Origin of the sequence: Ahrensia kielensis DSM 5890, assembly GCF_000374465.1 — a bacterium.
GTDB classification, from domain to species: Bacteria; Pseudomonadota; Alphaproteobacteria; order Rhizobiales; family Rhizobiaceae; genus Ahrensia; species Ahrensia kielensis.
In genome coordinates this window covers 779,251-792,756 of record NZ_KB894528.1, presented here as the reverse complement: position 1 = coordinate 792,756, position 13,506 = coordinate 779,251, and the positions used below count along the sequence as shown (strand labels likewise).

General features: G+C 48.4%; 14 protein-coding genes and 1 tRNA gene. 7 read left to right on the top strand and 8 right to left on the bottom strand.

What is annotated here, in order from left to right:
• Positions 1-2: 2 nt before the first annotated feature.
• The 3 genes from trmFO to C504_RS18490 form a co-directional block, all read right to left on the bottom strand.
• Entirely contained in the window at positions 3-1,424 is a 1,422-nt protein-coding gene (trmFO, locus tag C504_RS0104020; protein ID WP_041951567.1) for a methylenetetrahydrofolate--tRNA-(uracil(54)-C(5))-methyltransferase (FADH(2)-oxidizing) TrmFO, read from the bottom strand.
• Between the two features lie 146 nt (positions 1,425-1,570).
• Positions 1,571-1,726, bottom strand: coding sequence for a DUF1127 domain-containing protein (locus C504_RS18495; protein WP_018688017.1), 156 nt, complete (start codon positions 1,724-1,726; stop codon positions 1,571-1,573).
• 249 nt (positions 1,727-1,975) lie between these two features.
• Complete coding sequence (locus tag C504_RS18490; RefSeq protein ID WP_018688016.1) at positions 1,976-2,128, bottom strand: DUF1127 domain-containing protein; 153 nt, start codon at positions 2,126-2,128, stop codon at positions 1,976-1,978.
• A 209-nt stretch (positions 2,129-2,337) separates the two neighbouring features.
• Here C504_RS18490 and C504_RS0104005 point away from each other — a divergent pair, with 209 nt between their 5' ends.
• The 4 genes from C504_RS0104005 (at position 2,338) to tig (ending at position 5,840) form a co-directional block, all read left to right on the top strand.
• Positions 2,338-3,543: a DUF2157 domain-containing protein gene (locus C504_RS0104005; protein ID WP_018688015.1), complete on the top strand. Its 1,206-nt coding sequence runs from the start codon at positions 2,338-2,340 to the stop codon at positions 3,541-3,543.
• A gap of 2 nt (positions 3,544-3,545) precedes the next feature.
• Complete coding sequence (locus C504_RS0104000) at positions 3,546-4,139, top strand: GDYXXLXY domain-containing protein (protein WP_018688014.1); 594 nt, start codon at positions 3,546-3,548, stop codon at positions 4,137-4,139.
• An 88-nt stretch (positions 4,140-4,227) separates the two neighbouring features.
• Positions 4,228-4,312: transfer RNA gene (locus C504_RS0103995), tRNA-Leu, on the top strand.
• Between the two features lie 112 nt (positions 4,313-4,424).
• A complete protein-coding gene (gene tig, locus C504_RS0103990; RefSeq protein ID WP_026317198.1) occupies positions 4,425-5,840 on the top strand; it encodes a trigger factor in 1,416 nt (471 codons plus the stop codon).
• A 133-nt stretch (positions 5,841-5,973) separates the two neighbouring features.
• Here the strand turns inward: tig and C504_RS0103980 are convergent, their stop codons facing one another.
• A complete protein-coding gene (locus C504_RS0103980) occupies positions 5,974-7,125 on the bottom strand; it encodes an NAD(P)/FAD-dependent oxidoreductase (protein ID WP_018688012.1) in 1,152 nt (383 codons plus the stop codon).
• On the opposite strand from C504_RS0103980, the gene mnmC2 reads away from it, so the two are divergent.
• Positions 7,124-7,852 carry a tRNA (5-methylaminomethyl-2-thiouridine)(34)-methyltransferase MnmC2 gene (gene mnmC2 / locus C504_RS0103975; RefSeq protein WP_018688011.1) on the top strand — a complete coding sequence of 243 codons (729 nt, stop codon included), beginning with the start codon at positions 7,124-7,126 and terminating at the stop codon, positions 7,850-7,852. The two genes, C504_RS0103980 and mnmC2, sit on opposite strands and share 2 nt — an antisense overlap.
• On the opposite strand, the gene C504_RS0103970 is transcribed toward mnmC2, so the two are convergent.
• The gene (locus tag C504_RS0103970; RefSeq protein WP_018688010.1) at positions 7,815-8,645 is read right to left on the bottom strand and encodes a class I SAM-dependent methyltransferase; all 831 of its coding nucleotides are present in this window, start codon (positions 8,643-8,645) and stop codon (positions 7,815-7,817) included. The genes mnmC2 and C504_RS0103970 overlap by 38 nt on opposite strands.
• A 138-nt stretch (positions 8,646-8,783) precedes the next feature.
• Here C504_RS0103970 and C504_RS0103965 point away from each other — a divergent pair, with 138 nt between their 5' ends.
• Complete coding sequence (locus C504_RS0103965; protein ID WP_018688009.1) at positions 8,784-9,785, top strand: hypothetical protein; 1,002 nt, start codon at positions 8,784-8,786, stop codon at positions 9,783-9,785.
• A 69-nt stretch (positions 9,786-9,854) separates the two neighbouring features.
• On the top strand, positions 9,855-11,099 hold the full coding sequence (locus C504_RS0103960) for a zinc metalloprotease (protein ID WP_018688008.1): 1,245 nt from the start codon (positions 9,855-9,857) through the stop codon (positions 11,097-11,099).
• Here the strand turns inward: C504_RS0103960 and lipB are convergent.
• From lipB to C504_RS0103945, 3 genes are read right to left on the bottom strand one after another with little or no spacing between them, the layout of a single operon-like run.
• The gene (gene lipB, locus C504_RS0103955; protein WP_018688007.1) at positions 11,096-11,839 is read right to left on the bottom strand and encodes a lipoyl(octanoyl) transferase LipB; all 744 of its coding nucleotides are present in this window, start codon (positions 11,837-11,839) and stop codon (positions 11,096-11,098) included. The genes C504_RS0103960 and lipB overlap by 4 nt on opposite strands.
• On the bottom strand, positions 11,817-12,128 hold the full coding sequence (locus C504_RS0103950) for a type II toxin-antitoxin system RelE/ParE family toxin (protein WP_018688006.1): 312 nt from the start codon (positions 12,126-12,128) through the stop codon (positions 11,817-11,819). The genes lipB and C504_RS0103950 overlap by 23 nt, the downstream gene beginning before the upstream one ends.
• Entirely contained in the window at positions 12,125-12,397 is a 273-nt protein-coding gene (locus tag C504_RS0103945) for a type II toxin-antitoxin system ParD family antitoxin (RefSeq protein ID WP_018688005.1), read from the bottom strand. The genes C504_RS0103950 and C504_RS0103945 overlap by 4 nt, the downstream gene beginning before the upstream one ends.
• Positions 12,398-13,506 lie beyond the last annotated feature (1,109 nt).

Genomic DNA, 13,506 nt, shown 5'->3' with positions numbered 1-13,506 from the left:
GTTTACTCCGCAGCTTGTTGAGCGGTTAGGCAGAGCCATTCACGAACAGCAATTTTAGCGCGTGCTGTGTAGGCTCGCTTTTTCGCTTGAGCTTTGTCTTTACCACGAAAACGGCCGATATGACCTTCTGGTTTTTGTATCGCGCCAGCTTCAAGCGGTGGAAATAGTCCAAAATTGACATTCATTGGTTGGAATGAACGTTTTCCGCTTTCTTCTTCGTGAGCAAGATGCCCAACGGTGATATGGTTTAGCAGCGCGCCAAAGGCTGTTGTGACAGGCGGTAAAACTGGTTTCTCGCCGCGCGATTCTGCCAAAGCAAAACGACCAGCAAGCAATCCCATTGCCGCTGATTCCACATAGCCTTCGCAACCTGTGATTTGTCCTGCAAAGCGCAGGCCGGGGCGTGATTTTAACGTCAAGTCTTCTGCTAATAAGGTCGGCGAATTGAGATAGGTGTTGCGATGCAAACCGCCAAGTCGTGCGAATTCAGCGTTTTGCAAGCCTGGAATCATCCGCAAAATATCGCTCTGCGCGCCGTAACGAAGCTTGGTTTGGAAACCAACCATATTATAGAGCGTGCCTAGCGCATTATCCTGTCGTAGCTGCACGACGGCATAAGCTTTCTCTTCAGGTTTGTGCGCGTTTGTTAGCCCCATTGGCTTCATTGGGCCGTGACGCAATGTTTCGCGGCCACGTTCAGCCATAACTTCCACAGGCAGACAACCATCGAAATAGGGTGTGCCTTCCCATTCTTTAAAGTCCGTCGTGTCGCCCGCAATCAGCGCGTCGATAAAAGCATTATATTCAGCTTCGTTCATTGGGCAGTTGATATAGTCTTTGCCGGTGCCGCCTGGGCCAACTTTGTCATAGCGTGATTGAAACCAGCAGATATCCATATCAAGCGAATCAAAATGGATTATCGGTGCAATTGCATCGAAAAAGGCGAGTGCCTCTGCGCCTGTTTCTTGCTGTATTGATTCTGCCAGTGCCGGCGCTGTGAGCGGTCCGGTTGCGATAATGGTTTGTTCCCATTCGCGCGGCGGTAAGCCGGTTATTTCTTCGCGTACCAGCTCAATATTGGGGTGGTTGTTGATCTTCTGCGTGACGAGTTCAGAAAAACCGTCACGGTCAACGGCAAGCGCTGAACCGGCAGGAACCTGAACTTGATCGGCGCAAGCGATAATCAAAGAACCAGCCAGTCGCATTTCATGGTGAATGAGGCCTACTGCGTTAAGATCAGAATCATCTGAGCGGAATGAGTTTGAACAAACCAGCTCTGCCAGACCATCCGTTTTATGCGCTTCTGTACCGCGTACGCCGCGCATTTCATGCAGTATGACTTTGCCGCCATTTTCGGCAATTTGCCACGCTGCTTCTGATCCGGCTAAACCGCCGCCAATAATGTGAATAGGATTTTTTGTCATGCGTTCAAATAGCGTGAATGTGGTCACGATTCAACAAAACAAAACACCCGCCGGGGGAGGATCCTGCGGGTGTTTTTAGAGTCGTTCGCGTTTTCTGGGAGGAAAGAATGCGAACCACTTATTAGGCTAGCTTATCTTAATACAGCTTAGATTGTGCTGTTGCGTGCCGATTTCAATGCAATTTCATAAATTGCTTCGCGTTGGATGCCGACATCGGCCAACTCGCGGTTTGAAAGGCGGCGCAATTGAGTTGCAGTGCGCTGTGCTGTGCGCCATGTGTTGAATGAACGTGCGATTGACATTTTCGTTCTCTTTCTCGTGTTCTTTTGATTTTCTCTTGAAATCAATATGGAGAAAGTTTCTGATTTTAGAAGGCTCAATGCTGCATAGCACTTATGCAATATTGCAGTGCAGCATTGTATAAGTCTGTATCTCAAACAAAAACACCCGCCGGTGGAAGGACCAGCAGGTGTTTTATGTGGGAGGGCAGGTGGGAGGACCGACCCTCGGAAGCCGCATTTATTTGGGAGGAGAGAAAGCGGCTTCTATACTTAACGTTCTACGTTGTAAGACTGGCGTGCAATCGAAGCGATATCGCCACGGTTGATGCCTAAGTCGTTGAGTTCACGTGCTGAAAGGCGTGAAAGTTCGTTGAAAGTACGGCGAGCTTGGCGCCATGCGCTGAAAGAGCGTTTGATGTTCATTTCGTTATCCTGTCGTGATTATCACAAGTTTTCTTGTGTTTTTTAATTCTGTTGACCGGCATCTATGCCCGAATGTGCTTTATGACTAGAGCCAATTATGCATAGGTCTTATGCAATTGTGCATTGCACAATTTCGCCTTGTTTATTAACTGCTGATGAATGTGGTATAGGACGCTAAATAGCTGAAAAGTATATGGTTTGGAGCTAAATTGTCGAATCTAATTGAACGCCAAATTAATGATTGGCAAAATCGTGGCGTAATCGATACGTCCGTTGCTGATGTGTTGCGCAAAGATATTAATTCTTTCAGCGCGAATATACCGCAAAAATCAAACGCCAAGATGCGCACGCCAATGCGTCGATTTTCTTTTTTCCAAATTTTGATCGTTTTCGCGGCAATTTCATTCGCTGCAGGTGTTGCGCTCTTGATCGCATCAAACTGGGAAGCGATTCCGCGTCTTGTGCGCGCTGCAGGCGTTCTTTCTATTATTGCGCTCGGGCTTTTGGGCGGTGTTTTCGTGCATGGCCGTTTTGGTACCAAATCGATATATGCAGAAGATGCGTGTTATCTAATTGCAGGCGGCGCCTTTTTAAGTGCTGTCGCTCTAGTAGCGCAGATGTATCATATTTCAGGCGATGAGCGCAGTGCTGCGTTGCTTTATACAGCAGGGCTGGGATTTGGCGCTTTAGCTGTCCGCTCTTTGGTTTTAACTGGCGGCGCGTTGTTCTTCTGGGTCACATGGCATCTGAGCAGCCCTGATGCGGGCAATATATTCAGTCTGCCATTCTGGGTTTTTTACGCTGCGCTATGCGCCGTATTGCTGATTTGTCTTTTGCTGAAATCCAAATGGGCAACATGGATGGTTCTGTTCGCAGCTTTGGCAGGCCTGTTTCCGCTTGTCACGGACGTGGCATGGTGGGTTTTGCAGCTCTTCTTCGACGGAATTGAGTGGTTCTACAATTTGCCAGATCAAAACCGTCTTATTACGTGGTGTGTCTTGTTGGCAGTCATGTGTTTTGGACTAATGCTGCCAGATGCGAAAAAAGAGCGTAAAGCAGGATTCTTACGGCGTCACCGTGTAGGCCTATGTTTTACCATTGGCTGTATCGCTTTAATTGCGCTGCATGAATTTGTTGATGAAGGTTTAGTCTCCTTTGCGATTGCAGCTTTGGTGATCGGCTTTGTCCTACTCACACTTTATCGCCACGGCAAAGAACATAGACTTGTGCGCTATTGTTGTTACGCGGTTTTTCTCGTTGAGGTCTTTTTCCTTTATACTGTCACCATATCCTCAATGATTTCCACATCGGGATTTTTGATGCTTCTTGCTGTGTTCTTAATCGGTGTCGCGACGTTTGTTTATCGCTTGGAGAAACGTTTTTCAGCCGCCAGCACGCTTAAGGAGGAGGTTTAATTATGAATACGAACTCTAAGAAGCCTTTTCATCTTGCCGGTGCTTTAATCACGATTGCCTTCATGTGGGCGTCGGTTCTGTGGATGATTGAGAGCAGGGCATCTATCTTACGTGGTGGTCAGGAGATCGTGCTTAAAACAGAGCCCATAGATCCACGTGACTTTCTGCGTGGCCGCTATGTGCGACTCAATTTCGATATAAGCCGAGTGCTGGTTGAAAATTTTGAAGATATGTTTGCTGGTCAGAGATCTGAAGTTCTTATTGGCACACCGGTTTATGTTATTTTGAAAAAGAACGCTGCGGGACGAGATGATTATGTCAGCTTGCAGCTGCAAAAACCGGAATCAGGACGATTCATCAAAGGCAAAATACGAAGTGTTGGCCTTCGAAATGATGGAAATAATAGGGGGTATTTGTCACTGGAATATGGAATCGAGCGGTTTTATGCCTCTGAAACCGTTGCTCCTGACCTGGAAAAGCGTATGCGGGACGGAGAAGTGACAGATATTATCGTTGCCGTTTCAGCAGACGGAATCCCGCAAATTAAGGCTTTAAGGCAAGGTAATCACAACTTTTTAACAGAAGTTTTCTATTAAGATGCTTTTTTGGTGATTTTCTATTTGATCACTGCGAATGCAGTGGTATAGGAGCCGCGACTGACCAAACGCCTCGGCGTGCTGGTTTGCGGATATGGCGGAACTGGTAGACGCACTGGATTTAGGTTCCAGCGCCGCAAGGCGTGGGGGTTCGACTCCCTCTATCCGCACCAGCCGGGGTCAGTTTACCTGCGAGTGGAGCAGGTTCTACCAATGCGATTTACCCGGCGCATGGAGGTGGTAATAGACCTCGTGCAATGCCATGCGAAAAAAGAAGGTTATGATATGCAGGTCACTGAAACCCTCAATGAGGGCCTGAAACGCGAGATCAAGATTGTGGTGCCTCAGGCCGATCTTGAAGCTAAGCTGACCGAAAAGCTTGAGGACGCAAAGGGTAAGGTTAAACTGAATGGTTTCCGCCCTGGTAAAGTACCTGCGGCTCACTTGCGTAAAATGTACGGCAAGTCATTCATGGCTGAAACAGTCAATGAAATCTTGAACGATACACCACGCACAGTTTTGGCTGATCGCAAAGAACGCTCTGCAACTCAGCCAGAAGTTCAAATGACAGAAGACGAAGCTGAAGCGCAAAAAGTGCTCGACGGTAAAGCCGACTTCGAATTCTCACTTTCTTATGAAGTTATTCCTGACATCGAAATCAAAGATTTCTCAGGCATTAAAGTAATTCGTGAAGTTGTCGACATTCCTGCTTCAGAAGTTGACGAACAGGTTTTGAAAATTGCTCAGTCTGCTGCTGAATACTCTGAAAAAGAGGGCAAAGCTGCTGATGGCGACCGCATCACAATGTCTTATGCAGGCAAGGTTGATGGCGAGTTGTTTGAAGGCGGTGCTGACGACAATGGTCAACTCGTGCTTGGTTCAGGCCAGTTCATTCCTGGTTTTGAAGAGCAGTTGATCGGCAAAAAAGCTGGCGACAAAACAGTTGTTAAAGTGACATTCCCTGAGGAATATCAAGCAGCACACCTTGCTGGTAAAGACGCTGAGTTTGATGTTGAAGTGAAACTCGTTGAACAGGCTGAAAAAGTCGAAATCAACGATGATCTTGCAACAAAACTTGGTCTTGAATCTGCTGACCGCCTTCGTGAAGTTGTGCGTGAACAGATTGAAAGCCAATTTGGCGGTATGACACGCCAAAAGGTTAAGCGTCAGATTCTCGATCAACTCGACAAAATGTACCAGTTGGAATCGCCGCAGAAATTGGTTGATACAGAATTCAACAATATCTGGACACAGATTACAGCTGAGCTTGAACAGGCTGGCCGTACTTTCGAAGATGAAGAGACAACAGAAGAAGATGCGCGTGCGGAGTATCTTGCTCTTGCTGAACGCCGTGTTCGTTTGGGTCTTGTGCTTTCTGAAATCGGCGAAAAAGCTGAAATTCAGGTTACTGAGCAGGAAATGCAACAGGCGCTTATGGCGCAGGTTCGCCAATATCCTGGTCAAGAAAAGCAAATCTATGAATTCTTCCAGAAGAACCCAGATGCAGTTGCAAACTTGCGTGCGCCTATCTTCGAAGAGAAAACAGTTGATCATCTACTAAGCCAAGTCGACGTGACTGATAAAACAGTTTCGAAAGAAGAGTTGATGGCTGATGATGAAGCGGAAGCTGAAACAAAGCCTGCAAAGAAAAAAGCAGCGCCTAAGAAGAAAGCTGCTGCAAAGAAAAAAGACGCTGAATAAGCTCTTTTAAATTGTTTATTTTATTGCCCGTTGAGATCATCTCAGCGGGCAATTTTGTTTTTGCCTGCATGTGATTGTCGCGCGGAAGCTGAATCATTTGAATCGCTTAGGCGCGATTCTTTAAGTGTTACATTCAGTGCTCTAGGTGCGCTTTTACTTGGAAGCTTTCCGGTATTGCATCGATCTGACCTGCCGCCGCGCTCAAAGCGCAACGTGCCATAATATGTGCAATAGCGAGTGTGATTTTAAAGCCGCCTGTTGCGACAATAATATCAGGTGCATCAGGCAACATACCGATCAATGGATCACGGCCAGCGGCGCGGGGCCTTATACCGGCCCAACGCTCTATGACTTGAGCATTTTCGAACATCGGACATATGGCTTTTGCTTTAGCAATAACTGCATCGAGCTTTTCATCTGTTTGCGCCGCATCGGTAAACTCACGTTCCGACGTTGAGCCGATTGCAACATTACCGTTTTCATGGGCAATGACATAGGTGCCACCATCATAGAGGATCGGTGATGCGACATTGATCTCTTGAGCAGGTTTAAGCAGCGCAGCTTGCCCCTTTACGCCCCAACCAAGTTTTTTCTCGGTGAGAGGCTGGAGCAGATCAAAACTTTCAAATCCGGCTGTAATGATTGTTTTGGCAGGCTGTATTTTTGTATCGTCGTTTAGAGTAATCGCGCCAGTATTTTCCACCGCATGAACGCGTGTGTGGGTCAATATTGTAACATTGCTAAATGTGCCCATCATCACCGTTAGCGCTTTGACGAGTGCGCGCGGATTGATGCGAGCCGACAGATCATCGCTATTGTAACCATGGGGCCCGATATCATTGAGCCAGCCATCTGCGGGATTTTTATCGTGAACGGTCCAATCGAATGGCGAGACCCAATGTTCTTTGGCGCCTTGCGCCCAAGTGGTGCTCTGCTTGCGCTTTGCTTCATTGCCAATGGGCATAATGCGGCCGCAACGAAAATAACCACAGTCGATTTCAGAGCGCGCTTGCAAATTAGCGATTTGGTCGGGCAGGGTTGTTAGGCCATCAAGCTGGAATTGTTTTTTGTCGTTCCAGTTTATTGGTTGATGCGGCATGAGCGCACCAAGCAGGCCGTAGCTTGCGCCATGTCCTAGCTCATCCTTGTCTATGAGCAGAATGTTCTGGCCCGACAGAGCTGCATAATAGGCGGTCCACAGCCCCACAATGCCGCCGCCAATAATCGCGATGTCAGGTTTTAAACTGGAGGCTGGCAAATCGGATGCATTTTGATATGAAGTCATGATGGAAAACAATTTGCCCAGAGATGTTTTAGAGTTTCGTGAAGGTGATATGCCTTTTTCGACACAGTTTGGCGACCATTTTTATTGTAAAACAGATGGTCGGGCTGAGTGCGCGCATGTTTTCTTGGGCGGTAACAATTTACCCCTACGTTGGGCTGATGCTGGTGATTTTACCATTGCAGAGCTTGGGTTTGGAACGGGCCTTAATTTCTTAGAAACATGGCGGCAGTGGAAAGCACATCGCAAGCACGGCGATGTTTTGCACTTTGTGTCCTTCGAAGCATTTCCAATGACAGAAGATGTTATGGCGCGCTCGGTCGCGGCATGGCCGCAAGTGTCATCCGAGCAGGCTGAACTTGCGCGTATGTGGCCTGAACTTTCAACCGTTCCAACCGCTTGGGCAATGGATGAGCAGACTACACTTACAATAATTGTTGCGGATGTTCTGGACGGTATGCGCAATTGGACTGGCAAGACAGATGCATGGTTTTTGGATGGATTTGCGCCAGCGCGTAATCCGGACATGTGGTCGCTGGAATTGATGCAGGAAATGCATCAACGAACAAACGAAGGCGGCACATTTGCCAGCTATACTGCTGCGGGCTGGGTGCGCCGAAATTTGGCAGAAGCCGGATTTGATGTGATGAAAACATCAGGATTTGCCGGCAAACGCGATATGATCAAAGGCGCTAAATCTTCTGTGCAATCACAAGATAACCTGGGATAGGCGCGCCCTGTTCAAGCCGCACTGTAATATCTTGAAAAAGTTCTACTTCTGAAAATCCTGCACGTTCACACATGGCCTGCAAATAGGTTTTAGAGTGCGCAAAGCGTTGGTTCGGCGTGATGTGCCAATCTTTGCCTTCCATCATATCGTAGGGAAGCGTTTCGGCGGAGAAAACAAGTTTAGCATTTGGTGCCGCATTGGATTTTAAACCATCAAACAAATCTTCTAATGCGCCAATATATGGCAGTACATCGGTCGCAACGAGAAGATCGAAAGGTTGATGCTCGGGCGCTTCGCTTTTTGACCATTCTTGCAGATAGTGAACCGCTTCATTGACAAAAAGCTCGTCATAGCAGGCACGTTCATCTGCTTTGTCTATCATGTTCTCTGACAGATCAACGCCTGTTGCATGTACGCACATGTCGAGCAACATCATGCCCGACAGGCCTGTTCCGCAGCCAAGGTCAAGCATACGCTGATAAGGGCCCGGTGCGTTTGCTGCTAAATATTCAGCAACTTGCATCGGTACGGCATATTGTAGCTGGCCGGTTAGAATATCATCGAAGTCGTCGGCGTGCTGGTCAAACAATGTTGCAACATAAGCATCTGGCGCTTTGAGCGGCGCTTCACCAAGCCCTAGCGAAGCAAGGCGTACAGATGCGCCACACATGTCTGACGGATCCATGGAAAGGCACTTGGCATAGAGATCAGCTGCCTTTTCAGGCTGGCCCTCTTTTTCAAATGCCAATGCTTGATTGTAGGTATCAGCGAGTTCTTGTTCGTTATCAGACATAAAATTTTAACCGTTTTTGAGCGCAAGAATTTAACCATGGCGGTTAGCCAAATCGCAAATTCGACCGTGTATGTTCTCTTCAAGTCTTATGTGCAAGTGCGATCTTTTTAGGACGCGCTGTAACGAATAGGGAATGTTATGGGTGAATTACTTTTGAATAACACTATGTCTGCAATGGCAAATAAAACGAAGCTTATGGATGGCGATGTTCTTCAATTGCGGCAGACTGTTTTTGCTGATGGCGTTGTTCAGCGGCGTGAGGCCGAGGCACTTTTTGCTCTCGACCGTGCTGTGGCAGATAAATCCGATAGCTGGGTATCTTTCTTTGTTGAAGCGGTCACTGACTATTTGGTCAATGTTGAAGCGCCTAAAGGCTATATCTCCAAAGACAATGCACAATGGCTAATCCGCACCATATCGTCTGACGGTGTCGTTGATTCTCTTACTGAACTTGAAGTGCTGCTTCGCGCGATGGATAAGGCCAAATCAATGCCGCCTTCACTTTCTGCTTTTGCATTGAGCCAGGTTAAGCACGCTGTACTTGAGGGCGAAGGCCCACTTGCGAAGGGGCGTTCATGCGTAAAAGGTGTTGTTACAGCTGCTGATGTCGCAATGTTGCGCCGCGTTCTTTATTCTTATTCAGGTGTTGGCGCGTTGAGCATTAGCCGTGATGAGGCAGAAGTCCTGTTTGACATCAACGATGCGACATTTGACGCGGATAATGATCCAAGTTGGAGCGATTTGTTTTCAAAAGCGATCGCATTTTCACTTATGGCTGCTGGTGGCCATGTGGCGGAATCGCGTGAAAAGGCCTTGGCGCGTGAAGAATGGCTTGCTGATGACAGTGTGAATGTTGGCGGGTTCTTTTCAAAGATGTTTGCGAATGGTTTGAGCGGTGTGCGTGATGCACTGGCTGCGCCGAATAGCCTTGAAGCCGTTTATAGAGCGCGTAATGAAACATTTGAGCGCGATAATAGGATTGCAGAACGCATTGATGCCGAAGAAGCTGCATGGCTGATCAATCGCATTGGTCGCGATGGAAAATTTCATGAAAATGAATTGGCGCTCATCGCCTTTCTAAAAGCAGAATCGCATCATTTGCACCCATCATTAAAGCCACTTTTGGATAAAGTCGCTTAAAGCGCTTAGACCAGCCACATTTGGCAAGCCGCGCATTACACGAGGTAATGTGCAGAAGGATTTGTTCGTTTGCATATTGCATTTTTGTTAATTGGCGTTCTGCTTTTGATGTGGCTTGTCATGTCGGCACCTGTTGGTATCCGCACGATAAAACGGACATTTCGTGTTCATGCGCCTGCCGAAAAAATGCGGGCGGCGCTGCATCCGTTTGGCAGTGATTTTACTTGGAATGGAGCGGTGAGCGCGGTTGAAAAATATTCTGCCGATAGCGGTAAGATGATTACTTCGCATGCTGACCGAAAGGGCAGTTTTATCGAACGCGATTTTGCGCTGTATCAAAGCGATAATGATCTTGAGTGGATGGTGTGGTTCACCAGCGATACATCGCTTGATCAATCATTTTGGCGCCATCACCGGATGGAAACCAAATTGCTTGCTGTCTCGCCGCATGAGACAGAAATCGAGATAAGCGAAACGGATAGTTATAATGGCATCGCATTTTTAATCTTTCGCTATTTCTCGATGCGCCGTATGGCGCTCAAGCTTAAAATTTGGGGTGAAAAGGGTACATATCAATCTGGCGGACTGTTTGAGCGTCCATCGACACAAATTGTCATGGCTATGCTTTCCGCGCTTTTGCTTTGGCCAGTTTTCGGCCTGACGGGCCAAGGGTTTCTTTTGTCGGCCGCTCTCACACTGATTGTTGGTCTGCATGAGCTTGGACATATTGCAGCGTTTCGCATTATGGGACATCGCACAGCACGTATGCTTTTTATACCGATTCTTGGCGGTATAGCGCTGGGGGGCAGGCCCTATGACCGGCATTTTGAGATTGGCTTTTCTGCCTTGATGGGCGCAGGTTTTTCAGCATTTTTGACTGCGCTTTTGATGTGGTCACATCCCTTGATTGCGGAAATGAGCACTAAACTCATTGCTGATTGTGTCGTTGTGTTTGCCCTTATGGGCGCGCTTTTTAATCTGGGTAATCTTATTCCTGTCTGGAAATTTGATGGCGGGCAGGTGCTGCGCCAAATTTTTAGAACGCCATATGCAAAAGCGCTATGCGCATTTCTTCTTTTGGGCTGGCTGATGGCTATTGGCCATATCATTGGGTTGCCGGCGGAAATGCTTATTATTTCAGGCGCAATTTTTTCACTGTTAAGCGTGTTTACGTCTAAGGGCGGTATAAAACCTAAAACGCCTTTGACCCCCATGAACAACAATGAACGTGCGGCCATACTTGCTGCCTTTGTCGCGGTATTCTTCATTCATTGTAGCGTGTTGGTCTGGAGCGCTGGCATTTTGTTTGCCTAAGAGGCGGTTGGTCCGAATTGGTTTTCAAATTCGCTTTTGAGCGCTTGATCAAGATCATCCATTGTTACTGGCAGCCCTAGATCGACCAAACTTGTGACCCCATGAACTTTGATGCCGCATGGCACGATGCCGTCATAATGGCTTAAATCTGGTTCGACATTGATTGATATGCCGTGAAACGAGACCCATTTGCGAAGGCGAATGCCTATGGCTGCAATTTTGTCTTCAGCGATTGCACCTGCAACGGGGCTTTTTTTCTCCGGTCTTTGAACCCACACGCCAACACGGTCCTCGCGGCGCTCGCCCTTGATGTTAAAGCTATCGAGTGTGCCGATAATCCACGCTTCGAGCGCAGAAACAAACGCGCGCACATCGGGCCTTCTGCGTTTTAAATCGAGCATCACATAGGCAACCCGTTGGCCGGGCCCATGATAGGTGTGTTCGCCGCCGCGCCCTGTTGCAAAGACAGGAAAGCGGTTTGCATCGACAAGATCTGCGTCTTTTGCGCTGGTGCCAGCTGTGTAGAGCGGTGGATGCTCAACCAGCCATACCAGTTCTGGCGCTGTGCCATCACGAATTTCGCCCACACGCTGCTCCATAAAGGCAACGGCCTCGTCATAAGGCGTAAGGCCATCTGCCACGCGCCATTCGACAGGCTTTCCATCCATCTCTTGGGCAAAGAAAGGCTGCCCCGTGAGAAGCGCGCCGCGTTGGTTTTTAGGCTCTTGTGTCAAATTCATCTTCCCAATTTTTCCCGCCGTAGAAAATGCGGAGGATTGTAACGTTGGTATTGGACACGATAAATGCAATGGTCAATCGCTTTTCAAACCCGACAATGCGCAGACCTGAACGGATATCATTGCGCATTTGGCCGCGCTCCGATGCAAAGTCGAATTCATTGCAATAGGTCTCAATGCGCTCGATATATCCCATTGCAACAGCAGGGCTGGCTTTCACGCTAATCCAATCATAGAGCGCGAATAGATCGCCGCTTGCTTCTGGCGCAAATTCTACGGTGCGTTGTTTCACGCTGGGCCTTTGGTTTTTTCATTGTGATGGGCGCGGATTTCATCAAACACAGATTTGGCAGAAAGCCCACGCGATGGGTCTTGCATCATCGCGTCATAGGCAGGGGCAACCTGTTGGTGTAGCCAGTTTTCAACGGCGCGGTCACGTTCTTGCAATGCGCGAAGTCCTGCACGCACAACCTCGCTCGCAGAAGCGTAATCGCCAGAACTCACTTTCTGGTCAATATAGGCCGCATGCTCATCGGGTAGGCTGATTGTTCTCTTATCCATCGATTCATCCTCTCAGAACTTATTTTATCAGAAAGTATGATTTAATCATACCGGAATAGTGCCCATCTTTTTATTGGCCCTACGATAAAATTATCGCGACGGGCCGTGCGATTTATATCGGTCAAATGTATAATGCGCAGCACCAAGACATGGCGGTGCGCGGCCGTTAAAAGCGGCGAATTTGCGAAAGCCGCCGCCGCTGTAAAGCGCAGAAGTTTGCGGATAATTGTTTGGGGTAAAACAAAGCCAGCGCCTCAGCCACTGGCCTACGCTTGGCTTCAAACGAATTAGCAATTTTTTGACAGCGCGAAGCCTGTTGATCACGGCCTTGATTGTTATTTGTCCATGCGGCTCAACGGGCAGGGAATCCTTTGCTTGCATGAAGCCGGAAGCAATCTGCAAATAATAGGCCGCCTTTTCGACTTTGAAAATGATGCGCGATACCCATTACCCAATCCGGCATGGCAGCACGCGATTGGCGCTTAACATTGCGGCGATCATCAACCAGCACCGCACGAGGCGCAAAAGCGCGGCGCGGTTTTTCTCTATGGCAATGTTTTTCGCGGTACGGTTCATCACCGCAGTGTGAATGTGTTTTGTGGTGGGTGGATAAGATTGGTGCTTTCCTCTCCCGCTTGCGGGAGAGGGATGTGAGGCTTCGCGCATTGCGCGTTAGCCGCAACTGGGTGAGGGGAATTTGATGCGGAACGCCCTCATCCGTCTACTCGTTACCACTCGTATCCCCCTTCTCCCGCAGGCGGGAGAAGGGAGGGGCAGCCCATCCTGCCGTCATCCTCGGCCTTCGAGCAAAGACAAGCGTTGCGACGTCGCGGGATCCATTCCGTGATGCTGACACTGTAATCATTCTTCAAGAAAAAACACCCAAGTGAACTTCACGGAATGGATCCTATGGTCAAGCCATAGGATGACGGAGAGCGGCGTTATATCCCCTCTCTTGCCAAAACTAAGGACTTGGCAAGCCAAGCCCAAGTTTTCGCTTTCTCTCCCACAAGGGGAGAGATAGGGAGCGCTGATTTTCCTCTGCCGCTTGCGGGAGAGGAATGTGAGGCTTCGCGCATTTGCGCGTTAGCCGCAACTGAGTGAGGGGA